The organism is Bradyrhizobium sp. LjRoot220 (assembly GCF_964252915.1).
Classification (GTDB): Bacteria; Pseudomonadota; Alphaproteobacteria; order Rhizobiales; family Xanthobacteraceae; genus Bradyrhizobium.
This window is the reverse complement of record NZ_CAXUPS020000001.1, coordinates 1,679,923-1,704,980: the sequence shown is the minus strand read 5'-3', so window position 1 is coordinate 1,704,980 and position 25,058 is coordinate 1,679,923. Positions and strand designations below refer to the sequence as shown.

Here is a 25,058-nt window from a genome sequence, read left to right as displayed (position 1 = left end):
AAGGATAGAGTCCCGTTCCGATTCAATCGGAACGGAAAAGGCTCTAGCTAGCGATCCAGCGTCTGCGACGCGCTGCCGCGGTTCTTCACGATCAACATGATGTTTCGGATGTAGATGATGGTGGCCAGCGACTGCCCGATGATGATGACGGGCTCGCGTTTGGCGATGCCGTAGACCAGCGTCATCATCCCGCCGCCCATCGAGAAGAACCAGAACGCCATCGGAACCACGCTCTGTCCGGCGCGCTCGCTCGATATCCACTGCACCAGGAAGCGCGCCGTGAACAGCAATTGCGCGACCAGGCCGAACGCCAGCCAGAAATCGAACTTGGCGACGAACACGTCGTAGAGATAATCGCCGAGCGCCTGCCCGTACTGAATCAGCATCAGCTCACCTCGGTCGCAACGGGTGTCGGCTTCTTGCGGCGGATCAGCCACCAGACGCCGGCCAGATCCATGATCCCGATCCACAGCCGATCAAAGAAGCCGTAATTTGACACCCCGGAATGGCGCGGCCGGTCGATCACGTCGACATAGGCGATGTCAAAACCCTCGCGGCGCACCAGCGCCGGCAGGAACCGATGCAGTCCGTCGAAGTAAGGCATCGACAGGAACACCTCGCGCGGAAATGCCTTCAGCCCGCAGCCGGTGTCGCGGGTGCCGTCGCGCAAAATTCCATTGCGCACGGCATTGGCGATTCGCGACTGCATTTTCTTGAAGCCGGTGTCCTTGCGACCGACCCGCTGACCCGCGGCAAGGCCGACGCGGCCGTTGCCACTTTCGACCGCAGCGACCAGATCGGGCAGAAACGCCGGATTGTTCTGCCCGTCGCCGTCAAGCGTCGCCACGATGGCGCCGCGCGCCGCTCGAACGCCGCTGCGCACCGCCGCCGATTGCCCGGAGGATTTTTCATGCCGGAGCTGCCGGAGATTGCCGTGCACCTTCATCAGTGCGGTGAGCCGCTCGGCGGTGGCATCCGTCGAGCCGTCATTGACATAAATGATTTCATAAGCCCAGCGGCCGCCCAGCGCGGCCGTGATTTCGGCAATCAGCGGCGCGACGTTGTCGGCCTCGTTGCGCACGGGCACAACGATGGAAACGGCGACCGAAGCTTGGTCGGAAGAAGGCAAATCGGCACTCATCGGTTGGGCTGGGGGTGGATCGGCTTGCATGGACCTGAAGCCGGAACCGGTCCCGTCAGGCGCCTCGCGACGTCCGCTTTTATGGGGCGAATGCGCCCCGGGCAACCCTTTTGAGGCGTCCCGGCGAGGGCCCAACCAGCGGCACAATGGTGCCGTCGCGCTGGATCGCAAATCCCAGCCTGCGGGCCGCAAACCAGTAGCGCACGAACATCGCGCCGATCACGCCTACCAGCGCGCCTGCGACCACGTCGCTCGGATGATGCGCCAGCAACACCAGACGGGTCGCACAGATGACGAGGGCATAGACCAGCATCGCGGTGCGTGCCCGCGGCCACAACGCCGAGACCGCGAAGGCGAGTGCGAAAGCGCAGGTCGCATGGCCGGAGGGAAAGCTGGAATAGGCCCCCGATCCCGCGAAGTGCGAGAAATGGAAGACGTTGCCTTCGCCGCCGACGAACGGCCGGCCACGGCCGACGCTCCATTTGATCACTTCGCAAACCAGTGCGGACACTATCACCGCGCAGAACACAAACTGTAAACGCGTGCCGAGCCCGAGCAACAGCGATCGCTGAACTCCTCTCAACGCCGGCGAGATGATGGCAATCGCAATCAGTAGCCCGCCCAGCGCCGCCAGCACATATTCATCCTTGCCGAAATCGGTAAGGATGCGCATCCACCACAGCGAGGGCGTGCCCCGCTTCGGCATCTGGCCGATCTCCCAGGCGTCGAGCACCAACATCAACGCGATGGCTGCAGCGCCAAGGCCGGCCGAAAGCAGCAGCGCGTGACGCGCCGCCCGGCGGCCCGCCTCGGCCCGCCGCGAATGCGACGGTGTACGGACGAGCTGGGCCAGGGAACGCCATCCCAGCACCAGAAAACGGGAAAAATAATTGCCGGATTCGGCGATGACGGGCGGCGCTGCCATCTTACTCGGTGCCTTCGGAGCGGAAGATTGCGATCGAAACCGCCTTGCCCTGCGAGATGTTATACCCCTCGACACGGCTCGCCACGTTATAGCGCAGCCCGATCGCTTCGGCGCGCTGGACAAAACCGCGCTCCGAGCGCGATTCCACCAACGCAAAGCGGCAGGTGCCCTGCCCCAGGAAATCCGCAGCCCCCGATCCGTCGGTCAACAGCGTACCGGTTCCCGTCATGAAGACGAGACTGGGTTCGTGGAAGCCGGCAGCCGCGGCCTTCGGTCCGACGCAGACGACGTTGCGCAGCGCGCGCGCGATCCCGGCGCTCGGAAACAGCGTCGTCAGCGACGGCAACACGATGCCATAGACGGCGATCGCCAGACACATCGCTGCAATCACGGCATTCAACAGCGAGCGCTCGGCGCGGCTTTCCTCGAACAGCCACCAGGCGATCAGGCCGAAGATCATCGCCGCCGCCAGCACCGGCCACGCCGGAAATACCGGGTGATGCGTCAGCTTGATGGCTGCGACGATCATGATCACCGCCGTAATCGCAGGGACCGCGAACCACCAGGCCGCGCCGCGCCTCAGCCAGGAGCGCGACAACACGCGGCGCTCCAGCGCGCCGACGGTCAGGATGGCGATGGCTGGATAGAGTGGCAGCACGTAGTGCGGAAGCTTGGTCAGCACGAGTTCGAACACGATCCATGACGGCACCAGCCACGCCAGCAGGTACTGCGCGCCGGGCTCGCGCCGGGCCCGCCACACCGCCGGAGCGGCCATCCCCGCCAGCGGCGCCCCGGGCCAGAACGTGACCCAGAACAGCAGCAAATACAGGCCCGGCGGCGCGCCATGGGACTCCTGTGCGGCCAGCTTGCTCAGCATGTCGCCGCCGAGCGAATTGGTGAAGAATGCATCCCCCGCGCGCCAGAAAATCGCGACGAACCACGGCAGCACCAGAACCAGCGTCCACATCAGGCCCCAGACCGGGCGCATGCGCCAGAGCCAGACCGCCGAGCGGTCGAGGATCGCCAGCGCCGCGATGGTCAATCCCACGAACATCAGGATCAGCGGGCCCTTGAGCAGGATGCCGCCGGCCAGCGCGGTCCAGAAAATCGCGGGTGAGGTCCACGGCGGACGCGCCGGATCCTCGCCGCGTTGCCACGACAGATAGACCCGCGCCATCGCCCCCATCGCGGCGACGACAGTTAGCAGCAGCATCGCATCGGTTTTGGCGAGCCGCGCTTCCGCGCCGAGCAAGACGCAGCTGCACATCATCAGCGCAGCCAGCGCGGCGCCGCTCCGGGTCACGAACGCGAGCGCCGCCCAGTAGGTCAGCAGGACTGCGCCAATCGCACCGATCAGGGACGGAACGCGATAGAGCCAGATGCGCAACTCCGCCCGCGGCAGGCCGAGTTTTGAGGCGGTTTCAACGACCGCGGCCTGCATCCAGTAGATGCCGACCGGCTTCTTGTAACGGACGTCATCCTGAAAGCGAATATCAACATATTCGTCGCTTTCGACCATCTGCTTGGTCGCCTGCGCAAACCGCGCCTCGTCGCGGTCGATCGCCGGAATCGTGAAGAAACCGGGCACGAAAAGCACGATGGCGCACAGCGTCAGGAAGATGATCGCACGGAAATGGCTTGCCGTGGCGAAGTCAAACGCGGCGAGCAGCCTGCGGCTGGAATTCGCAGGTTTCACAGACTGTTGGCCTGCTCCAAATCGCCGGGGTTGCACGGTTTCAACCATCTTGTTCGCATACGATGAAACCGCACTGCAAACAACACTTCTATCCGGTGCTGTCCCCGGCCGCCTGATCCGTCAAATTGTACCTGATTACTGCACCCGGATCACCACGGTGTCGGCCGCGCCGGTGGCGTCGATGACCGTGAGGCGCGCAAAACCGGGCCCGGGTGGGTCCACCAGCCGCTGTCGCCGGCTGCCGATCTCGCCGACCGCAATACCGTTCACCAGCATCGTCAGCGGCAGCACGCCACCGGCGACCTTGACCGGCATCGCCGAGAATTGCCCGTCGTTGGAACGGTCGACGTCGATCCGTGAACCATTCAGCGGAAATTGAATGCGCGGCGCCTGATCGCTGCCGGTGCGGACCAGTTCGCCGACGGGGCGGAAACGCCGGAGCGGCACCGGAAGCTTGGCATTGCTCGCGATCAGCGCGCCCTTGGGCGGCTTCGGCAACACCGCCGGGATTTTTCCGGTGCGAGCGAACGCATCGAACAGAATCGGAGCCGCGGCGGTACGGCCGACCAGCCCGGCCACCGGCGCGCCGTCGGGACGCCCGACCCATACGCCGATGGTGATGCGGCCATCGAAGCCGACCGACCAGGCGTCGCGATAGCCGTAGCTGGTGCCGGTCTTGAACGCGATCCGGTTGTGCACGCCATTTTCCGGCGGCGGCGTGCCGATCAGGACGTTGCCGACTTGCCAGGCTGCGGCCTGATCCATCAGCCGCATCGGATCGCGCACGTCTTTGGCGATCATGATTTCGCGCAAGGGCTTTGTAGTGCCGAGCCGCGCCAGCCCCGCATAGAGCTGTGCCAGGTCCTGCAGGGTCACACCGACGCCGCCGAGGCCCATGGCAAGACCGGGCGCTTCATCCTTTGGCAGCACCAGATTGCCGCCGGCCTGTTTCAGCCGCGACGACAGCCGGCTGGAGCCGACGCGGTCGAGCAGCGCGATCGCCGGCACGTTCAGGGATAACTGCAGCGCCTTACGCACCGGAACCGTGCCCTGGAACGTCATGTCGAAATTTTCAGGCGCGTAGGACCCGAACCGGATCGGACGATCGTCGATCAGGCTCTCCGGATGCACAAATCCGTCTTCAAAGGCGAGACCATAGATGAAGGGTTTCAGCGTCGATCCGGGCGAGCGAACCGCGCGGGTCATGTCGACCTGCCCGGCGCGCCGTTCGTCGAAATAATCGGACGAGCCGACCCGCGCCAGCACGTCGCCGCTTTCATTGTCGACCGCGATCATCGCCACCGAAATGTTCGGCCCCTGCGCAATTGCGCGATCACGGGCCAGCGCTTCGAGCGTTTTCTGCAGGCTCGCATCCAGCGTCAGCTTGATGACCGGCGCATCCTTCACGGTCGCGACCGCCTGATCGGAGGAATGCGGCGCCAGGATCGGCATCGGCTTGCGCAGCCGCGGCACGGTGACGGCTTTGGCCTGAACCGCATCCTCCTGGGATACACGATGCTCCGTCACCATGCGTTCGAGCACGCGGTCGCGCGCGGAGCGGGCGACATCGGGATGGCGGTCGAGGCGGCGCGTCTCCGGCGATTGCGGCAGCGCAACCAGCAGCGCCGATTCCGCCAGCGACAACCGCTTCGGCTCCTTGCCGAAATAGGCGATCGACGCGGCGCGGATACCCTCGAGATTGCCGCCGAACGGCGCCAGCGCCAGATAGAGATCGAGGATCTGGTCCTTGTTCAACTGCCCTTCGATCTGGATCGCCCGCACCATCTGGCGCAGTTTGGCGTAGACCGAGCGCTCGCGCCGCGGCTCCATCAGCCGCGCCAGTTGCATCGTGATCGTCGAGCCGCCGGAGACGATGTGGCCGCGCGTCACCAGCTGAAGCGCGGCGCGGCCGAGCGCCAGCGGATCGACGCCGCGATGCGAATAAAAGCGGCGGTCTTCATACGCCAGCAGCAACTTGAGGTAGCCGGGATCGACGCCGGCCCTGGCATCTAGCGGCAGCCGCCAGCGGCCGTCCGCCATCGCATAGGCGCGCAGCAATTTGCCGTTACGGTCGACGATCGAGGTCGAGACCTTGTGCGCTTGCTCCAGCGGCAGTGGGCCGAGCGAGGCGATCCAGCCGGCGAACGCGCCAGCCGCCATCAGACTGGCAACGGCCGATATCGCCGCCGCCATCCTGATACGCCGCCAGCGTCCCTTGGGAGGGCTCGCCGGTGCTATGGCTCCCGTCTCGCTCATTTGGCCGGACGCACCTCCACAGTACCGGTGCCGGTGCGTCCATAGCGCGAGGGGTTGTACATGTCCTCGACATAGGCCTGCGGCAGCACGTATTTGCCGGGCGATACCGCGCGCACGACATAGGCGACGGTGAAGATCGCGCTGTCATCGCTGGCGCGATCGATGGCCGCGGTGAACCGGTCATCGCGAAACTCGGTATTCTCCGGCTCCTCGCCGTCCTCGATCCAGTCCAGCGTGCCCTTGTCGCCGGAGGAGACCAGCCGCGGATTGTCGATCTCGAGGCCCGCCGGGAGATAGTCGGCCACCATGATGTGCCCGTATTCCGGCTTGGCCTCGGTGATCTTCAAGACCACCGCGAAACGATCGTTCTGCTTGGCCCTGGAGATGTCGGCCGGCTTGCCGTCGAGCGTGAAATAATTGCGCTCGATCTTGAAGCCGTTCGAGGCCGCGGGCTCAGGCGTGGTCGGTGAACCACTGACCGAGACCACCGCCTGGACCGGTGCGTCGCCGGTGTTGGTGATCTTGACCGGCTTGCCCGTCATCTGCTCGGCCTTGTAGCTGCGATAGGCCGCCGTCTTGATCGGCGAACCGTCGATATCGAGCGCCATCGTCTCCTTCGACAGCGCGCGCGAGGCCAACACCAGCCAGGCATTTTCCTGGGTCGAGGTGTAGGGCGTCAGTCCCCGCGCCACTTCGACCCGCTGTACCGCCTGCGTCAGGGTCGCCCGCGGGGCGTTGCCTTCGCTGGCGAGCGAGACCAGCGCTGCGGCGTCGCGCAAGGCTGAGCCATAGTCGACCCGGCCGAACTCGATCGCGGGCTTTGGCGCCAGTGCATCGAGCGCAGCGCCATAGACGCGTTCCGCCCTCGCCTTGTCGCCGACCAACGCCAATGCCGCCGCCAGTTGCGATTTTGCAATCGGCGTCGCCAGATTGTTCAGCTTGGTGTCGGCGAGATAGCGCAGGTCGCCGATCGGGGCGGCGCCATTGCGGGCGAGCACGTAGAGGCCGTAGGCCAGATCGCGGCCGCCGTCCTTTTCCGGTTCGTTGGCGTTGACCACCGAGTTGCGGATACGGTCGAGCGCGCTCTTGAACAGCACATCCGGCACCGCAAACCCCTTCTCGCGGGCGCGGGTCAGGAAGTCGGTCACGTAGGCGTCGAGCCAGGCGTCGTCGCCGCCCGCCGACCACAGGCCGAACGAACCGTTCGAGCCTTGGCGGGCCAGCAGCCGCTCAATCGCATCGCGGATGCGCTGGTCGACGGCGGTGTCCATCGCCAGATGGGCGCCCGCCGCGAGATCGTTGACATAGAGCAGCGGCATGGCGCGGCTGGTGATCTGTTCGGAACAGCCGTGCGGATAGCGATCGAGCGCTTTGAGGATGGTCGCCGCATCGAGTGCAGTGGACAGGCTAACGGAGAGCGAAACGCTGCCCGTTCCCGACACCAGGTCGGAGAACATGTCCGACGTCAGCGTCAGGCTCTCGCCCTTGGCCAGGGTGCGGATCGAACGACGCGCCAGGACCTGCGTCGCCGCCTTGACGTCGAGCGCATAGTGCCGCGCCAGCGACAGGCCGTTGGGCCCCTTGATGTCGACGTCGAGATTGGCGGTTCCAGCACCGCCGCCGTCGATCGCCAGCGACATCGAAGTCCGCTGCTTGGCGGCGAGTTTTACTGTGGTCGTGGGATTACCGGTCACCTTCACCGGCCCCGTCGTCTTGACGTTGATGGTGTAGTCGCCGGGCGCGCCTTCGACGTTGTCCAGATCAAAACTCATGGTGCCGCGGTCGCCATTGAGCAGGAAGCGCGGCAGCGTTGCCGTCAGCACCACGGGATCGCGCACGGTCACGTCGACGGTGGCGCGGCCGAGCCTGGTCGAACTCCACGCCACGGCCATCACCCGCGCGGTGCCGGCGAACTCCGGAATGTCGAAGCTGATCTCGGCGGACCCGTCGGGGCCGACCGTGACGATGCCCGAATAGAGCGCGAGCGGTTTCTGGGTGGGCGGACTGCCCTGCAGCTCGGCGCCGGCACCGTCACCGCCCGTCTTGAGCTGGCCGCGGGTGCCCTGCATGCCGTCGATCAATTGCCCATAGAGATCGCGGATTTCGGACGTCAGGCGGCGCTGGCCGAGATAGAAATCATCCGGCGCCGGCGGCTTGTAATTGGTCAGGTTGAGAATGCCGACATCGACCGCGGCGACCACGATCTTGGCGTCTTCGCCGGGGTTGAGCCCGCCGAGTTTTACGGGAATCTTCAGGGCGGTTCCGGGACGGACCAGCGGCGGCGGCGCGAGGTCCACCTGCAGGGTGCGGGCCTTCTTGTCGATGCCGAACCATTTCAGGCCGATCGCCCGTCCAGGCATCCGCAGCGCCGCGGCGTCGAGCGGACGGCGCAGCGTCGCCAGCACATAGGCGCCGGTGCCCCAATCCTTGCCGACTGATAGCTTGACCTGCTGGGTGCCTTCCTTGACGTCCACCGTCTGGGTGGTCAGCAGGCGGTCGCCGAGGACGTTGATGGTCAGCTTGCCGGCCGAACGCGCGTTGACCGACACCACCATGGTATCGCCGGAGGCGTATTCCGGCTTGTCGATCGAGGTTTCGAGCAGGTCCGGGGTGTCGGCGCTGCCGTCGGAATACCAGCCGACATCGAACTGGACCGAGGTGACCGGCCCGTCCGCTTCGGTCGATTTGACGTCGAGTCGATAGCGGCCGGGCTGCGGCGCCAGCGACACCCGCGCCGCCTTGTCGGCCGTGAGCGTCAGGTCGCCATCGAATACGCGGCTAGTCGATTTGACCGGCTCATATTCCCAAGACGAATTCTGCCGGTACCACTGGTAACGGGATTCCATCTTCAGGAGTTCGTAACGCAGGCCGTCGCGCGGCAATTGCTTGCCGTCGGGGGCGACGAACACCACGTCGAATTCGGCCCTGTCGCCCTCGGCGACGCTCTTGTCGCCGAACAGCGGCTTGATGCCGATCAGCGCGGTGGCGGGCGCCACCGGCAGCACATGTTTGCGCTCGACGGCGCGGCCACCCGCTTCCGCCATGCGGATGAAGATCTGCGCCTCCTGCGGGCGGGTCGAGGTGGGCGCCTTGGCCAGCGAGACCGGGAAGGTCGCCACGCCGTTGGCATCGGCCTCGGGCAGGTTCTCGATCGGGGTGCGCTCGTGGCTGGCGGTCTCTTCGTCGGCGACGCCAAACTGGTAGCCGGGATAGCCGGGCCGACCGGAAGCGGCAGAGGTGACCAGCATGTCGCCCTCCAGCTGTAGGCCGGAGGCCGGCGCGCCGTAGAGGAAACGACCATCGACCTTAAGCTCAACTGGAACTTCAGCTTTGATCATCTTCTCTTTGCTGGAGATATTGAATTCGATCCGTTCGGGGATGTAGTCCTCGACCATGAACGTGGTTTCGCCGACCGACGAGCCCTTGGGATCGGTGAAGGCGCGGACCCGCCAGGTCCCGGTCGGGACCGCCGAATTGAGCGGTACCGCCATGCTCCGGCCGCCGGCGCCCTGGTCGGGCAGCACGGCGCGGCGGAATTCGACGCCGTCCGGACGCTCAATGACGAGGGTCAGCGGCCCGCCCGTCATGGCGTTGCCCTGCCCGTCGCGCAGCAGCGCGGTCAGGTAGACGGTCTCGGTAGAGCGGTAGACCCCGCGCTCGGCATAGACGAAGGCGTCGGCGCCCGCAGGCACCACCCGGCCGGCCACGCCGCGATCGGTGAGGTCGAACGCGTTGGTCTTGAGGCTCAAGAACGCGTAGTCCGCCTTCTCGCTCGTGACCGTCAGCAGGGCCGGCGACAGCCCGCCCTCGCCGCGCGCCAATCCTGCCTCGAACAGCACGTGGCCGGAATCATCGGTCTTGCGGGTCGCCAAAATCTCGTTGTTGCGCGCGACCAGCCGCACCTCGGCCTTGCCGACGGCCTCGGTCGACGCCAGCGAGTTGACGAAGACGTGGATGCCGTCATTGCCTGAAAAGGCCGACAGTCCCATGTCGGAGACGATGAACCATTGCGTCGCCAGCCTGCCGTCGTCGTCGCTGCCGGGGCCCTTGGCGGTTGCCGTCATCACGTACACGCCGGGCTGCAGGTCGCCGAGCGCCTGGTCAACCGGGAACGCGGTAATGACGTCCTGGTTGAGCGTGGTGGCAGTGGCAAGTTCGCCGGTCCAGACCTTGACGCCCCTCTCGTCGCCGAGATCGCTCAATTGATAGCTCGACAGCGTCCTTTGGAAGTCGCTGTCGATCACCGTGTTGATCAAATTGCGATCGCCGATCCGGAACACGTTGATGTTCACGGCCGGGGTGTTGACGCTGACCAGCGGGATGCCGCGCTGGCCGGTGCGCGGCAGCACATAGGCGCGCCCGGTAAAACGCACGAACGGCTTGCGGTCGCGGACGTAGACGTTGAATTCGGCCGATTTCGGCAGGGTTTCCTTGACCGTGGACGGCAGGCCGGCGCGCAGATTGATGTTGTAGCGCTCGCCGTGCTTCAGGCCGTCGACGCAAAGCTGCTTGCCCTCGGCCGACAGCGCCGGCTTGTCGGTACCGGCCAGCGCCAGGAACGGCGCAAAATCGACCCGTTTCGCCAGATCTTCAGAGAACTGGAAGCACGCCCGCGGTGACGCGCCGTCGGAGTCCACGGTATAATCCAAAAGACGAAAACCGTGCTGGTCGCGCATCTTTTCATATTGACCGCGCACCTCGGCGACCTCGCGCATGTCGAGCGACAGCCGCAGCGCATCCAGTGCCGGACGCCAGAGCTTGCGGTCGGACATCGCCCGGCCCAGCACCGCCAGCGCCTCGGCTTCCTCGGCCGGGTTGCCGGCGCGCTGATAGGCGATGTAGGCCGCGGTCGAGGCGCGCTCCAGCAGGAAGGTTTGCTCGCTCGAGCTCGCCGAGCGGATCTGGAAGATGGTCTTGGCAAGTTTCAGCCAGTTGCTGCTGTCCTCCGGCGTGGTGGCCGCGATCTGTCCGAGGATTTGCAGCCCGGTGCGGAAGTCGGCGCGCTTGAAGGCGGTATCGGCGTCGGTTCGCAGCGTCGCGCTGGATTTGGCGACCGGCCCCGCCTCGCTCTTGATCTGGGCTTCCAGCTTGACCGCCGAATCGGCAAGATCGTCGCGTTTGAAGGCCTTATCCGCGGCCTGCGCCGTAACCAGGCCAAGCGCCATCGTGGCGCAAATTACTGCGGCGCGAACCAGACCGATCATGATGGAGCTCCCTGGGCGGACGACCGCCTCGTAACGAACGAAAAATGCGCGAAAAGGTGACGGACTGATGGCGATGGAACAGGCTTGCGAAAAAGTCGCATGCGGCATGGCTCTGGCAGTCCACGATCCCGGACCGCACCGGCGGGGTTACCGGCGCAGCATGGAGTGAGGGGCAGGCCGAAAGCAATGGCCCGCCTTCTGGCTTTGTCGCAGCCGCAAGGAAATCGGTTCGGAACGGACTTGGCTCGGGAGCGGATTTTTCATATTGGCAGTGCTAGAAGACCCCGACGGTCCCATAGCTCAACTGGATAGAGTAACGGATTTCTACTCCGTGGGTTGCAGGTTCGAATCCTGCTGGGATCGCCAATTATTTCAATGTGATACGCAAAAGGCTGGCCCGAAATCTGCGTACCGCCGCGTCGTGATGAAAACCCTTGGTATCAAGCTTTCCCGTTTCGTACCGGACAGTCAGTGGTACACGAACGGTACACCGAGGTTTCGGTTTTCGTTCTCAAGAAGCGACCGAATGAGCACCGCAATCACCGAGGAAACAAAAGTCCAACTTAGAAATTGGGCGCGTTCAAAGAACGCCGTGGCGGCTCTGTGGCTATTCGGCAGCCGCGCCCGCGGCGATCACCGGCCAGACAGCGACTTCGACATAGCGCTGGAGCTGCAGCCCAAGAAAGGAAATCACGATTGGGCGTTTGGCGATTACGTGTTCATGGTCGACGAATGGAAGACTGAGATCAAAACGCGAATTAAGTCGGAGATCAGCCTAGTGGCGTTCCGTGACGATCTCGAAGGACGCTTTGACCCGACCGAGGGCGGTGTACGGCTCTGGCCCTAAGTGGGGCCCGCCGCAGGCGTAAACCCGGCGGTGATTCAGGCAGCGAACCCTTCATCGTCGCAGGCTTCCTCAAGGTCCGCGGCTGATAGCCCACTCCTAGCGTCGGCTCGTAATCCCCCTCCCGGCCAATCATTCTGCTGGCGGTGGCCCCGGGCTGATGGTCGTCACGTTCGCCGTGCTGCTTTTGGCTGATCGTCAGTCGGCGTTGTGGCGCCGACGGTCGAAACCCGCGAACCGGCGGCTTCGGAATCAAAGGCTATAGCTCGCCACAAAGGCCTCTTTCATCTTCACTACGAGGAACTCCTTCTGTCCCTCGCCGGACTTGCGTCCTCCGGTGACCTTATCGAGTTCGGCGTCGGAGATTTTGTCGCTCGATTGAACCTGCTTGCTCATCATTTTCCCGCTCCGTGTTGGCGAATGTTCGCCTTTGATCTGGTGCGAGTATGCCTGGCGGCGATCGGGCTTACCGTGACGTGCGTCACAAAGAAAACGCCCCACCGGTGAGGGCGGGGCCAATGGGGTGGAGGGGGTTATTAATGGACCCCGTTTGGAAGGGCCGCCGGCAGCGTAACAGGCAGCGGTAAACGTGTGTGACATGGATCACGAACGCGCCGGCGCGAAAATGGCAAACGTTCCCCCGCAGGCATTGGTGCCGCGCCAATCGAGGGACGATTTCATGACCAACTCAGCAAAAACCATCGAACTGACTTCCGATGAACTCGATCGTGTTTCCGGCGGCATCATTCGTGTTGGCGGCCAAACCCCCGTGGTCATCCTCAAACCCCAGCCGCTCCCGCCGATTGTATTCCCCCGTTTTCATCGTAGCGGCATAGCCTGACAGGCCTCGGCAACGGCGCATCGCGTCACAACACGGGGCGGGAAAAACGAACATCCAGAACGCAATCCTCACCGACGAAGAACTCAATCAGGTCTCGGGTGGACAAGTAAGCACGGCCGTATTTCGGACAATGCTCGACATGTCGGCAGAGTCAGCTCCCATTTCCAGTATCATCAAGAAGCGCCACGAACTCAAGATGAGCATCATACGAAGAATGTGATGTTCATTTTTAGAGGCCGCCTCAGTTGGCGGGCCTCCTGCGCTATCGACGTGGATACCGGTTCGCGTCAAGAAAACGCGTCAAATCAAGAATCTTGAGTCCCGTACCGATTCAATCGGAACGAAAAAGGCTCTAGGCTCTGGTGAACACCAAGTCGACGCCATAGACTTCGTCCTTGTGACGAAGCACACCGCTGGTTGCCTCTTGTCTCTCCAGGCATTTGAAGCCGTGCTTTTCGGCAATGGCGTGCACGGCGTCCTCGTTGATGGTTCGATGGGGATAGGTAATCACGCGATCCGTGAAACCTTCAGGTATCGGACCACTGCCATTTTCAAACAGTCGAGACCGCTGCACGCGGAAGATTTCGTTTTTGCAAAACGAATTGCGCGCGAGAACAACGGCACGCCGCGCCGATCTGACCCCCGCTTCGAATACTTCCATCGGGTGGGAGACGTATTGCAGCGTTCCGCTGGTGTAAAAGATATCGCATTGATCCGGAATGGACGTCGTAAACTGAACGGCGTTTCGACCGCGCATCATCTCAACCATCGTCTCGTTCTCGACGACGATATACCTGCTCCGGGGAAACGCCGCCAAAACGTCCAGCCCAAGATCGCCAATAGAGCCGCCGAAATCAGTTATGGTATAACCATCCTCAGGAATGACCGATTTCAATGGGCACGCGGCAAGCAACGATCCGTCTGCGATTCGGCCCTCACCCCGCTTGATCTTGAACAGCGTGAGGTCCGTATCGGAGTATTTGGCCGCGCTCGTCACTGCCTCATCCCATGACGTACAAATGCCGTCCGTTACCGAAGCAACGTCATTTGCCCGACCGGCGTTGCGGCTGTTGATCTGTCGCCGCGCAAAATCGATGGCGGCTTGCGGCAAAATCTTCTTGAGAAGACGCTTCACGACCATTGTTTGACCTGACCTCTGTAGGCCGGCAGTACCACTCGTCCCGATCGCGATTGTCAACACGTAGGAAGGTCGGATCAATGGAACTGAAGGACGCGCGCCTGCTACCCATTGCCGCTCTTTTACACAATCTCATCAGCCGCCAAGCGCTCCGGATCGACCAACCCGGCCGCAACGGCAACCGGCTCCATTTTCAATGCGATACGCGGCTTGATCAAAACCCGCGTCTCATTCCATACTGAACGAAGCGCTTTAGCGTCGGACGCCCCCGACAGGCATTATTGAATCAGTCGTGACGCTTGCCGACCTCCCCACGAAAACAGGGGAAGCCAGGACGTGCAGCGCGGCCGTTATCGAGGCTGTGCTTGCAGTCGACCGGGCGCTCTCAAAACCGAATACGCAGCGCTGAGTGCGCCTCATCTGCCGCGATGCTGAACAATTCGCGCATGAAAGTGGCGGTCGCCGGTGTGCACATCACTTTCGAGAATTGCTTCATCGACTTTCATTTTTTTTCGACACCAGCATTATTTGCGTGACCTGAATCACAGACAAGCGGCATCAGAATTGCAATCATGATCTATCAGACGATCATTTCGGCCTGCCGTTTCGATATGATGATTTCCCAGGACGCCCGGTTTGTTTAGATGATGCAGGACTGAAGCTGGCGGCCTTCGCTTCGAAGGCGACCGTGATCGTTGCATCTTTGATATGTGCTGGTTCTCCCGACCGGCCAACACAGGAATGCAAGCCATGGCAGCCCCCGTTATAACGGTCAGCAATAAGAGCCTGTTGCACGATCAGTGGCAACTACTGCAGCCATGGTTCTCTTATTTCGACGCCGACGGCAATCCCGCGGTCCGGTACCAGCTCTGGGACAGCGGTGCGACCGCAACCAGCGGATATTTCTGGACTCCGACCAACGCCCACTGGCCTGCCAACACCACCATTGATGTAGCAGCATCGGATATCTCCAACGTGTGGCTGCGCTCTGGTTCAGCTGGCGGCTCAGAGACGTTGTGGATACGCGGCTTCGACGGAACGGATTGGAGCGGTTGGGCTACGTTTACCTTCACCACCATTCCAAACAGCCTTCCGGTTGCCACCGTCGAAGACCAATCGCTGCATGTCAATCAATGGGCAAGGGTCTCGACCCTGTTGAGCTACTCCGATGCCAACGGAGATGCCGCCACCAAGTACCAGTTCTGGGACAGCGGTACGGCTGCAACCAGCGCCCATTTTTGGACTCCCACCAATTCGCATTGGGCTCCCAACACGACGATCGAAGTTTCGGCCGCCGACCTTGCCAATGTCTGGATCCAGGGCGGCTCGACGACCGGCTCCGAGACGCTCTGGGTGCGCGCGTTCGATGGATTCAACTGGGGTGCCTGGGACACCTTCACGGTGGCGTCGACGAACGCAAAGCCCGTCGTCGCCGTCGCCGATCACTCGCTGCACGTCAACCAATGGACCAGGGTCGGCAGCTGGATGAACGTGTCCGACGCGAACAGCGACACCATCACCAAATACCAGTTCTGGGACGGCGGTACGGCTGCAACCAGCGCCTATTTCTGGACTCCTACCAACTCGCATTGGGCTGCCAACACCACCATCGAGGTTTCTGCCTCCGATATCGGCAATGTCTGGATCCAGGGCGGCGCGGCGACCGGCACCGAAACGCTGTGGGTCCGTGCATTCGACGGCACCGAATGGGGGGATTGGGATACGTTCGCGCTGACGACGACGATAAATACCGCTCCCGTTGCGACCATCAATGACCAGTCGCTGCACGTTAACCAATGGGTCAAGCCGGGCAGCTGGCTCAGCGCCACTGACCCGGAAGGCGATACGATCACGCAATACCAATTCTGGGACGGCAACGCGGCTGCCAACAGCGCCTACTATTGGTCCTCGAGCAACGCGCATTGGGCCTCCGGCATAGCGATCGATGTTTCGGCCGCCGATCTCGGTAATTTCTGGCTCCACGCCGGTGCGGCGGAAGGTTCCGACACCATGTATGTGCGCGCTTACGATGGCACGGCGTGGGGTAACTGGGACAGTTTCGCGTTGACGTCGACGAATACGGCCCCGGTTGCTACGATCAGCAATCAGACATTGAACGCCGCGCAATGGGCTCAGCTCGTCAACTGGACGGCCGCATCCGACGCCGACGGCGATGCGATCACAAAGTACCAGTTCTGGGACGGCAACGCGGGAGCCAACAGCGCCTATTTCTGGACACCGACCAATTCGCATTGGGCGGCCGGCATCGCCATTGACGTCGCGGCGGCCGATCTGACCAGCCTTTGGGTGCAAGGTGGTACGGCGGGTGGTTCCGACACGATGTACTTGCGGGCTTTCGACGGAACCGAATGGGGTGCGTGGCACTCGTTCGTGGTCACGACCGCCGTCTAGCCAGCACGACAACCGAACGCGACGTACCCCGACCTTCACCTACGTCCGGATTCGCTTACATGCCGTTTCGCTGGCCAAGCGAACTGACGGCGGCTGGACGTGGGACATCCGCCTGCAGGTGGTCCAGACGAACGCCACCCGGCTGCACTGCCAATCCGGCCCGAGCGCGGCTCGGGATACCGGCTCCGGTTGCACCACCGCGGTTGCGAGAGCACCTGCAACGCAGGCCAATACGACAATCGCCAGGGCGAGGACCAGGCTCTTGGGGGTCCACCAATTGTGGAACATGGCGATCACTCCTGTTTCAGGACGTGTCGCAACATAGGCTCGCGCCGACTGCCCCGATGTGAGCGAATTCACAGGTTTCGATTTTTCGGATGCGACCGATTGCACCGGGTTCCGGCTCGCATTTGGGCTGGCGCCACCAATCGTGCGCCACAACCTCAGCGCTGCCTGGCGGATCAATTCTGCAACACTCGCACGCCAAGATGCGCGGTGCTGGTGTAACTCGTTGCAAATCCGTTGCGCACCTGCAGACGTTGATCAACACTGTCGTATCGGAGAAAGCGCGTATGCGGGGCGTGCCATGAGTGAGCAGGAAGCAGGCTACGACTACCATCGCTATCGAAGGCTACTGGCTGAAGCGACCGACGATGCCAAGCGGCTGGAACTCATCGATCTCATGATCAAGGAGGGAGCGCGGGACAGGCTGGAAGCCCAGCGCACGTCCGATCGCGTGGCGATGACGGCCGTGACGGTTGCGAAAATCCTCGGCCCGGGCGGTCGCCGCGACAGGGTCGATTAGGACAGCGTATTCTGGAGCTTGGAACCGAGGTCAGCCAGCGGCGCTATCGTTTTGTTTCGAGGCGAGCGCCCCAGGATCCGGCCAGGCCGCCGGCGGCGCGTTCATTGGCACCGGTGAATCGCCTGCCGTTCGCGGAAATCTCCCTGTTTGCCGCGTTCGGCGCTGGCATTTTGCCGCCGGTTCACCTACTGAAGCGCAAATCATCAATCCCTGCGTTTCACAGCTAATAAGAAAGCGACAAGGCCCCTTTTATGAGTGGATTCAAGGAACCCAGCTTCGCCGACCGCCAGAAGGCCGCCCAGCAAGCGAGGCAGAATATCCTGAACAAGTTCAAGGCCCAGCCCGGCCCTGACGATCCCGAGGTGAAGCAGCGTCAGGCCGAGCGCGAAGCGCAGGCAGCCGCCCGCACCAAGGCCAAGGAGGCCCGCGAAGCCGCCAAGGCCGAAGCAAGGGCGCGCGAGGAGGAAGCGGCAGCCGCGGCCGCGGCCCAGCTCGCCCGCGAAAAGGAAGAAGAGGCGGCCCGACAGGCAGCCCTGGAAGCCGAAGCGAAGGCCAAGCGCGATGCGCGCTATGCAGCCCGCAAGGGCGGCAAGGGCAAGAAGAGATAACGCGATCGATCGCGGCCCGGCCTTGCCGCGACCGGAATAATGACAATACAGGCGCGCCTCTTCACGAGGCGAGCCTTCGGGAATGCCGAATGACGGCTTTGGTTTTTCGTCATGCCGTCGTCCTTTTCATGCCGTCCTTTATTACCTCGTGGTCCTTCATCCTCTTCATGCACCCCCTTTCTTCATGGCATCCCCGGACATCGACTGAAGCGGTCCGGCTGAGGCCTGCGAACGATCTTGCGGCAACCGGGTTGGCGTATTGTTGACGGACTCTTCCGCGAAGCTTTCTCGCTTGGGTGTGCGCTACAGCAATGTCGGAACGTGAATTCAGGCCCGGAACTCCGACTTGCTGCCGCGCACTGCCCCGACCTATCAGACGGCCTCGAACGCTCGGACCACCCCCGGCCTGCTCACGCCGGTTAGAATTGCCTTCAGGGGAGTACCATGCTCACGCGCCGCCATGTCCTCGCATCCGCCCTTGCCGCGCCCGCCATTCTTCGCTTCGGCACGGGCACCGCACACGCCGCAACGACGCTGAAGATTTCGCATCAGTTTCCGGGCGGCACCATCGACAAGGGCGATTTCCGCGACCGCCTGTGCCGGACCTTCGCCGCCGAGGTCGCCAGGCGCAGCGGCGGCGAGATTGCAGCCGAGGTTCATCCGAACGCCTCGCTGGTCAAGACCAACGCGCAATTCGCGGCGATGCGCAAAGGCACGCTCGACATCAGCCTCTATCCCCTTCCCTATGCCGGCGGCGAATTGCCGGAAACCAATATCGGCCTGATGCCAGGGCTGGTATCGACCTACGATCAGGGCCTGCGCTGGAAGACGCAGCCCGTCGGCAAGGCGCTGACCGATTTCCTGGCCGACAAGGGCATCATCCTCTTGAGCTGGGTCTGGCAGGCCGGCGGCGTCGCCAGCCGATCCAGGCCGATCGTCGCGCCGGAAGATGCCAGGGGCCTCAAGGTTCGCGGTGGTTCGCGCGAGATGGACATGGTGCTGCTGACCGCAGGCGCAGCGGTGCACTCGGTACCGTCCAACGAACTCTATGCGGCGATGCAGACCGGCGCCTGCGATGCCGGGATCACCTCCTCCACCAGCCTGATCTCGTTCCGTCTGGAGCAGGTCGCAAAATCGCTGACCTCGGGTGCGGGCACCTCCTACTGGTTCATGCTGGAACCCCTGATGATGTCGAAGGCGATCTTCGACAAGCTGCCGAAGAACCAGCAGGACATCGTCTTGACCGTCGGCGCCGAACTGGAATCCTTCGGCAAGCAGGGCGCGCAGGACGACGATATCGAGGTCGCAAAGGTCTATGAGAAGGCCGGCGCCAAGGTCAGCACGCTGGATACGGCGACCGTCGCCAAATGGCGCGACATCGCACGCGACACGGCGTGGAAGGACTACAGCGCCAAGACGGCGACGTCGGCCAACCTGCTGAAGCTCGCAATCGACGTCGCCGCCTGACGCGCTCGCATTACTCGCCTGCCCGCGTTGCTCGTTTGGAACGAACTGCGATCGAGCTGCCGCCGACGACGTGCAACAGATCCGCCCTCACGGATTCGATATGCTGCTCCAGAAACCGGCACGCCTCGTTGATCTCTCGTGCCCGGCACAGCGCGATCAGATGGGCGTGCTCCTTTTCGGCGATGCCCATCGCCTTGGTGTTGGATAGTTGCAGGCGCGTGTAGCGGTCGCTGGTTTGCAGCAGCGCCACGACGATCGCCTTGGTTCGGGGCTGGCGTGCCTGCGCGTAGAGCGCCATGTGAAACTCGGCATTGAGCTGCCCCCATTCGCTGACGTTGCGCGCCTTGATCGCCTTTTCGAACCGCTTCTGAATATCGTCCAACCCGTCGAGGTCCCTGGCGGCAAAGCCAGGTGCGGATTGCGCCAGTAGCCGCGGCTCCAGGATCCGGCGGAGATCAAACACGTCGTTGATTTCTTCGAGCGACAGTTCCGAAACGATCGCCCCCTTTTGCGGCACGATCCGCACCAGGCCTTCGGCTTCGAGCTGAAACAGCGCTTCACGAACCGGGATGCGGCTCACGCCATAGGCATCGCCCAGCGCGTCCTGCCGCAGCTGGGATCCCGCCGGATAAGTCCCGTCGAGTATCGACTGCCTGAGCTGGTCGACGATCGCAGCCGACAAGGTCCGGTGCTTGAGCGGGACTTTCATTTGATCTTCCGTCTTCATCGCCGGCCCCTCCAGTCGAGGCGGTGTTGCTTCGCACGTTGAAGTGGTCCGCCACCGCACCAAGCCGGTGGAAGGCCACGATTGGCCCTGCAATCTCCATTGACAGCAAGATTGTATAAATTATACATTTTTGGAATGCACGGTAAATTTCGCGGGCTGCGGGGCTCCCCATGATCGAACAAGCGGCTTGCGATGCGCCGGCGTTCAGCGCCCGCAGCGTCGTGATCAGGGCGTCCGGCGCCCTGCTCGCATGCGAGCGTCTTGCCCTGATGGGCTTGATGTATCTGCTGACGGGCCTGATCCTGGTGAACGTCGTCACCCGCTATTCGCATTTTCCGATCTACTGGATCGATGAATCGGCGGTCTATTGCGTGGTCTGGCTGACCTTTGTCGGCGCCTCCGCGATGACCCGGCTCAGACTCGATTTCGCCGTCACGATGCTGACCGAACGGCTTTCGGCGCGAACCCGGAAGCTTGCCAAGGTGGTCGCGACCGGCATGGTGGTGGTGTTCGGCGTGTCGCTGATCGCCACCTGCTGGCTCTGGATGGATCCGGTCGGGCTCGCCCGCGCCGGGTTCGACGCCCGCAAATTTGCCGGTGAGACCTTCAATTTCCTCTACACCGAGCGCACCCAGACGCTCAATTGGCCGACCTGGGTGGTGTATCTGACCCTGCCGATCTTTGCCGTGTCGATCACGATCCATGGCATCGCAAATCTCCTCGAGGATCTCGATCTCGTTCCACGAACGGCGTTGAAGGGCTTCCAGCTCTCCGATCTCGACGGGGTCAACTGATGATCACCTCGGCGGCCTTCATGGCGATCATGCTGGTCGGCGTGCCGATCGGTCTTTGTCTCTGCCTTGCCGGCTTCGTCTATATCATCGCGTCGGGCAATCCGGTGCTGTTTCAATCCTATCCGCTGCAATTGTTCGGCGGCGTCGACAGTTACGGACTGATCGCGATACCGCTGTTCATCCTGATCGGCGAGATCATGAACGGCGGCGGCATTACCCGGCGCATCGTCGACATGGCGATGGCGTTTGTCGGCTCGCTGAAGGGCGGGCTCGCCTACGTCAACATCCTCGCCAACATGTTCATCTCCTCCATCCTCGGTTCGGCGACCGCGCAGGTCGCGATCATGGCGCAGATCATGGTCCCGGAAATGGAGAAGAAGGGTTATGACAAGACGTTTGCGGCAGGCCTGACCGCGTATGGCGGCATGCTCGGGCCGATCATTCCGCCATCCGTGATGTTCGTCGTCTACAGCGTGCTGGCGCAGGTCTCGGTCAGCGACATGCTGATCGCCGGCATCGTGCCCGGCGTGATCCTCACGGTGATGTTCTGCCTCGTCATCGCGCTGATGGGCTACGTCTACAACTACCCGCGCGCCGAATATCAGACGCCGCGACAGCGCGTGGCGACGATCCTGCGCACCTGTCCGACGTTGCTGATTCCGATCGTCATCGTCGGCTCGATCCTGGGCGGGCTAGCGAATGCGACGGAGTCCGCGGCCGTCGGCGCGGTCGCGGCAGCCCTGATCGGAAGGTACTGGACCAGGGAGTTCAAATTCTCGCAGCTGCCACAGATGATGCTGCGCTCCGGCATCTACGCTGCCATCGTGCTGTTTCTGGTCGCGGCCGCCGCCGTGTTCTCCTGGGTGCTGATCTTCGGCAAGGTACCACAGGAAACCGCGGCGTGGATCCAGTCGGTGGCAAAGGACCCGGTCAGCTTCATGCTGCTTTGTAACGTGATTCTGCTGGTGATCGGCACGGTGATCGACGGAATTCCCGGCCTGATCATGACGGTGCCGATCCTGCTGCCGGTCGCGACCGAGATCTATCACATCGATCCCCGGCATTTCGGCGTGGTGGTGGTGATCAATCTGGTGCTTGGCCTGCTGTCGCCTCCGGTGGGCCTTTGCTTCTTCGTCGCCGCCGCCGTCACCGGCGCCAAGCCGGGAAAGATGTTCATCGTGACGCTGCCCTTGTTCGGGATCTCCTGCGTCCTGCTGGTGCTGCTCTCGCTCTACCCGTCCCTGTCCCTCGTCCTCATCAAGTGAATCGCCCAACTCAACGGAGCCCCGTCATGACTATCTCACGTCGCCGATTTCTTGCCGCCAGCGCGGCCGTGCCGTTGTTCGCGCCCTCGCTCGCGCTGGCCCAGGCCAAGGAGTTTCGCCTCGGCCTCATCACGCCCAACGGTCATTCCTGGAACAAGGCCGCGCTCAAGCTCGGCGAGGACCTGAAGGCCGCCACCAGCGGCCGCCTGACCATGACCGTGTTTCACTCCGGCCAGCTCGGTAACGAGCCGGCCATGATGCAGCAGCTGCAATCCGGCGCGCTCGACATGGGCTTCATCCAGGCCGCCGAACTCGGTTCGCGGGTGCCGCATATCGCCGCGATCAACGCGCCCTACATCGTGCGCTCGACGCCGTCGGTGGCCAAGTTCGTCCGCCATCCCGCGGCGGTCAAACTGTTCGACGTGCTGCCGCAGGAAACCGGAACAATCGGCCTGGGCTGGGGCATCACCGGCATGCGCGCGATCTTCTCGGCCAAGGATCTCACTGGTCTGGCCGATATCAAGGGCATGAAGCTGCGTATCAATCCGACGCCGGTCTATCGCGACTTCTATTCTTCGCTCGGCGCGGCGCCGACGCCGATCCCGACGCCGCAGGTGTTCGATGCCATGTCGAACGGTCAGGTCGATGGGCTCGAGGCGGACCTGGAGTTTTCCTGGAACCAGCGTTTCGACAAGGTCGCCAAGGTCATCCTGCAGATGAACGCCGTCTTCATGCCAATGGCGGCGGTAGTTTCCGGCCGCGTGTGGCAGTCGCTGCCGGCAGCCGACAGGGAGCTGATCGCCAAGACGGTCAAATCCACCCTCGACGCGCAGATCGACGAGCTTGCGGGCAACGAGCCCAAGCTGATCGAGAATTTCCGTAACGCCCCGATCCCGATCCGGCAGGTTGCGACGGCGGATACCGAGGCTGTCATTGCCGAGTTCGACAAGATCTGGCTGCCGAAGGCGCCGGTTCTCGCCGAGCTGCGCAAGGTCGGCGCGACGCTCTGACCCTTTCCATCGTTCTTCCAGTCAAAACCCGGCGGATTCAGGGAATCCGCCGGAAAAATCCAATCGGAGCCAAACTATGAGCCGCCCACGCATTTCCTGGGAAGGTGTCTTCCCGGCCGTTACCACGCAATTCCATCACGACCTGTCGCTCGACATCCACGCGACGGCCAAGGTGATGGACGGCCTGATCCGCGACGGCGTATCCGGACTGATCATCTGCGGCTCGGTCGGCGAGAACACCTCGCTCGAGCGCAAGGAAAAGATCGCCATCATGGAAGCGGCAAAGTCGGTCGCGGCCGGCCGCGTTCCTGTGCTGTGCGGCATCGCCGAATTCACGACGGCCTTTGCGGTGGAAACCGCCAAGGAAGCCGCGCGGGTCGGGATCGACGGCATCATGGTGATGCCGGCGCTGGTCTATTCGTCCAAGCCGCACGAGACGGCTGCGCATTTCCGCTCGGTCGCAACCGCGACCGACCTGCCCGTGATGCTCTACAACAACCCGCCGATCTATAAGAACGACGTGACGCCGGATATTCTCGCCACCCTTGCCGACGTCGAGACGGTGGTGTGCTTCAAGGATTCGTCCGGCGATACCAGGCGCTTCATCGACACCCGCAACATGGTCGGCGATCGCTTCGTGCTGTTTGCCGGGCTCGACGACGTCATCGTCGAGAGCGTGGCCATGGGCGCGGTCGGCTGGGTATCCGGCATGTCGAACGCCTTCCCGCGCGAGGGCGAGACCTTGTTCCGGCTCGCCAAGGCCGGACGCTTCGCCGAGGCGATGCCGCTCTACGAATGGTTCATGCCGCTGCTGCATCTCGATGCGCGCCCGGACCTCGTTCAGTGCATCAAGCTTTGCGAGCACCTTATCGGCCGCGGCACCGCGCTGACCCGTCCGCCGCGGCTGGCCCTGCTGCCGCATGAGAAAGCGGAGGTCGAAGCCATCATGGCCAAGGCGCTGAAGAATCGGCCAATGCTGCCGAATGTCGGCTTGAAGGCTGCGTAAGCGCTATTTCGCGGCCCGCATCTTTGCGTTCAGCGCAGACGCGACGCGGCTGACCGGAGGCCTGCCAATCAGGCGGCTCACCTCATTGGTCGCCGCGAGCAGCTTGGTCATGTCGACGCCGGTTTTGATTCCCAGGCCCTCGAGTATGTAGACCACATCCTCGGTCGCAACATTGCCGGTGGCGCCTGGCGCGTAGGGGCAGCCACCAAGGCCACCGGCCGCGGAATCGATCACGCGGGCGCCCTCTTCCATCCCCGCATAGAGATTGGCCAGCGCCTGCCCGTAGGTGTCATGGAAATGCATCGCAAGCCTTTCCATCGGCACGCTGCCGGCCACCGCCCGCAGCAGCTGCCGCGCCTTCAGCGGCGTACCGACACCGATGGTGTCGCCGAGCGAGACCTCGTAGCAGCCGAGGTCCCACAGCGCTTTGGCGACGTCCACCACGGCCTGCGGCTTCACCTCGCCGTCGAAGGGACAGCCGAGCACGCAGGAAATATAGCCGCGCACTTTGATGCCGTCGGCCTTGGCGCGGGCGACCACCGGCTTGAAGCGCTCGATCGATTCCGCGACCGAGCAATTGATGTTGGCGCGCGAAAATCCTTCCGAGGCCGAGGCGAACACCGCGATCACCCTGGCGCCCGCGGCTTGCGACGCCTCATAGCCCTTTTCGTTCGGCACCAGCACGTGGAATTCGCCGCCTGCGATATGGCTGACGCCGCGCAACACCTGGTCCGAGCCCACCATCTGCGGGATCGCCTTGGGCGAAACGAAGGCGCCGACCTCGACAGTATGCAGGCCAGCGCCGATCAGCGCCTCGATGAACGCGATGCGATCCGCAACGCTGATCGGGGTTTTCTCATTCTGCAGCCCGTCGCGCGGGCCGACTTCGACGATACGGACGGCGTCACTCATCGCGGCC

At 63.2% G+C, this 25,058-nt stretch carries 21 protein-coding genes and 1 tRNA gene; 12 read left to right on the top strand and 10 right to left on the bottom strand.

The features are described from left to right. Nucleotides 1–47: 47 nt before the first annotated feature. From ACSQ84_RS07635 to ACSQ84_RS07610, 6 genes are all read right to left on the bottom strand, one after another. Nucleotides 48–386, bottom strand: coding sequence for a lipid-A-disaccharide synthase N-terminal domain-containing protein (locus ACSQ84_RS07635; RefSeq protein ID WP_436210988.1), 339 nt, complete (start codon nucleotides 384–386; stop codon nucleotides 48–50). Further along, nucleotides 386–1,141: a glycosyltransferase family 2 protein gene (locus tag ACSQ84_RS07630; protein WP_436210987.1), complete on the bottom strand. Its 756-nt coding sequence runs from the start codon at nucleotides 1,139–1,141 to the stop codon at nucleotides 386–388. Before ACSQ84_RS07630 ends, ACSQ84_RS07635 begins: the two co-directional genes overlap by 1 nt. A gap of 79 nt (nucleotides 1,142–1,220) precedes the next feature. After that, the gene (locus tag ACSQ84_RS07625) at nucleotides 1,221–2,066 is read right to left on the bottom strand and encodes a phosphatase PAP2 family protein (protein ID WP_436210986.1); all 846 of its coding nucleotides are present in this window, start codon (nucleotides 2,064–2,066) and stop codon (nucleotides 1,221–1,223) included. A 1-nt stretch (nucleotide 2,067) separates the two neighbouring features. Then, complete coding sequence (locus ACSQ84_RS07620) at nucleotides 2,068–3,810, bottom strand: ArnT family glycosyltransferase (RefSeq protein WP_436210985.1); 1,743 nt, start codon at nucleotides 3,808–3,810, stop codon at nucleotides 2,068–2,070. 87 nt (nucleotides 3,811–3,897) lie between these two features. Beyond that, entirely contained in the window at nucleotides 3,898–5,922 is a 2,025-nt protein-coding gene (gene pbpC / locus ACSQ84_RS07615) for a penicillin-binding protein 1C (protein ID WP_436211200.1), read from the bottom strand. 92 nt (nucleotides 5,923–6,014) lie between these two features. Next, complete coding sequence (locus tag ACSQ84_RS07610) at nucleotides 6,015–11,222, bottom strand: alpha-2-macroglobulin family protein (RefSeq protein WP_436210984.1); 5,208 nt, start codon at nucleotides 11,220–11,222, stop codon at nucleotides 6,015–6,017. A gap of 289 nt (nucleotides 11,223–11,511) precedes the next feature. Between ACSQ84_RS07610 and ACSQ84_RS07605 the strand changes: the two genes are divergently transcribed. Continuing rightward, nucleotides 11,512–11,588, top strand: a tRNA-Arg gene (locus tag ACSQ84_RS07605). Between the two features lie 160 nt (nucleotides 11,589–11,748). Next, nucleotides 11,749–12,069 (top strand): nucleotidyltransferase family protein, encoded by a 321-nt coding sequence (locus ACSQ84_RS07600; protein WP_436210983.1) that lies wholly within the window; start codon nucleotides 11,749–11,751, stop codon nucleotides 12,067–12,069. A gap of 249 nt (nucleotides 12,070–12,318) precedes the next feature. On the opposite strand, the gene ACSQ84_RS07595 is transcribed toward ACSQ84_RS07600, so the two are convergent. Further along, the gene (locus tag ACSQ84_RS07595) at nucleotides 12,319–12,462 is read right to left on the bottom strand and encodes a hypothetical protein (protein WP_436210982.1); all 144 of its coding nucleotides are present in this window, start codon (nucleotides 12,460–12,462) and stop codon (nucleotides 12,319–12,321) included. A gap of 202 nt (nucleotides 12,463–12,664) precedes the next feature. On the opposite strand from ACSQ84_RS07595, the gene ACSQ84_RS07590 reads away from it, so the two are divergent. Continuing rightward, entirely contained in the window at nucleotides 12,665–12,907 is a 243-nt protein-coding gene (locus ACSQ84_RS07590; RefSeq protein ID WP_436210981.1) for a hypothetical protein, read from the top strand. 352 nt (nucleotides 12,908–13,259) lie between these two features. On the opposite strand, the gene ACSQ84_RS07585 is transcribed toward ACSQ84_RS07590, so the two are convergent. Then, nucleotides 13,260–14,048, bottom strand: a complete 789-nt coding sequence (locus ACSQ84_RS07585) for a hypothetical protein (RefSeq protein WP_436210980.1) — start codon at nucleotides 14,046–14,048, stop codon at nucleotides 13,260–13,262. Nucleotides 14,049–14,125: 77 nt separating this feature from the next. Here ACSQ84_RS07585 and ACSQ84_RS07580 point away from each other — a divergent pair, with 77 nt between their 5' ends. From ACSQ84_RS07580 to dctP, 5 genes are all read left to right on the top strand, one after another. After that, nucleotides 14,126–14,287 carry a hypothetical protein gene (locus ACSQ84_RS07580; RefSeq protein WP_436210979.1) on the top strand — a complete coding sequence of 54 codons (162 nt, stop codon included), beginning with the start codon at nucleotides 14,126–14,128 and terminating at the stop codon, nucleotides 14,285–14,287. A gap of 508 nt (nucleotides 14,288–14,795) precedes the next feature. Then, entirely contained in the window at nucleotides 14,796–16,457 is a 1,662-nt protein-coding gene (locus tag ACSQ84_RS07575; protein ID WP_436210978.1) for a hypothetical protein, read from the top strand. 586 nt (nucleotides 16,458–17,043) lie between these two features. After that, nucleotides 17,044–17,262, top strand: a complete 219-nt coding sequence (locus ACSQ84_RS07570; RefSeq protein WP_436210977.1) for a hypothetical protein — start codon at nucleotides 17,044–17,046, stop codon at nucleotides 17,260–17,262. Between the two features lie 251 nt (nucleotides 17,263–17,513). Beyond that, nucleotides 17,514–17,870 (top strand): DUF6481 family protein, encoded by a 357-nt coding sequence (locus ACSQ84_RS07565; RefSeq protein ID WP_436210976.1) that lies wholly within the window; start codon nucleotides 17,514–17,516, stop codon nucleotides 17,868–17,870. A 444-nt stretch (nucleotides 17,871–18,314) separates the two neighbouring features. After that, on the top strand, nucleotides 18,315–19,337 hold the full coding sequence (dctP, locus tag ACSQ84_RS07560) for a TRAP transporter substrate-binding protein DctP (RefSeq protein WP_436210975.1): 1,023 nt from the start codon (nucleotides 18,315–18,317) through the stop codon (nucleotides 19,335–19,337). Between the two features lie 10 nt (nucleotides 19,338–19,347). Here dctP and ACSQ84_RS07555 read toward each other — a convergent pair whose 3' ends face one another. After that, the gene (locus ACSQ84_RS07555; RefSeq protein WP_436210974.1) at nucleotides 19,348–20,046 is read right to left on the bottom strand and encodes a GntR family transcriptional regulator; all 699 of its coding nucleotides are present in this window, start codon (nucleotides 20,044–20,046) and stop codon (nucleotides 19,348–19,350) included. A 188-nt stretch (nucleotides 20,047–20,234) separates the two neighbouring features. Here ACSQ84_RS07555 and ACSQ84_RS07550 point away from each other — a divergent pair, with 188 nt between their 5' ends. The 4 genes from ACSQ84_RS07550 to ACSQ84_RS07535 all read left to right on the top strand — a co-directional run bounded on the left by ACSQ84_RS07550 (nucleotide 20,235) and on the right by ACSQ84_RS07535 (nucleotide 24,139). Then, a complete protein-coding gene (locus ACSQ84_RS07550) occupies nucleotides 20,235–20,858 on the top strand; it encodes a TRAP transporter small permease (protein WP_436210973.1) in 624 nt (207 codons plus the stop codon). Then, nucleotides 20,858–22,123, top strand: a complete 1,266-nt coding sequence (locus ACSQ84_RS07545; protein ID WP_436210972.1) for a TRAP transporter large permease — start codon at nucleotides 20,858–20,860, stop codon at nucleotides 22,121–22,123. The genes ACSQ84_RS07550 and ACSQ84_RS07545 overlap by 1 nt, the downstream gene beginning before the upstream one ends. A gap of 26 nt (nucleotides 22,124–22,149) precedes the next feature. After that, a complete protein-coding gene (locus ACSQ84_RS07540; RefSeq protein WP_436210971.1) occupies nucleotides 22,150–23,133 on the top strand; it encodes a TRAP transporter substrate-binding protein in 984 nt (327 codons plus the stop codon). Between the two features lie 76 nt (nucleotides 23,134–23,209). Then, complete coding sequence (locus ACSQ84_RS07535; protein ID WP_436210970.1) at nucleotides 23,210–24,139, top strand: dihydrodipicolinate synthase family protein; 930 nt, start codon at nucleotides 23,210–23,212, stop codon at nucleotides 24,137–24,139. A gap of 3 nt (nucleotides 24,140–24,142) precedes the next feature. On the opposite strand, the gene ACSQ84_RS07530 is transcribed toward ACSQ84_RS07535, so the two are convergent. Continuing rightward, nucleotides 24,143–25,051: a hydroxymethylglutaryl-CoA lyase gene (locus tag ACSQ84_RS07530; protein ID WP_436210969.1), complete on the bottom strand. Its 909-nt coding sequence runs from the start codon at nucleotides 25,049–25,051 to the stop codon at nucleotides 24,143–24,145. Nucleotides 25,052–25,058: the final 7 nt, after the last annotated feature.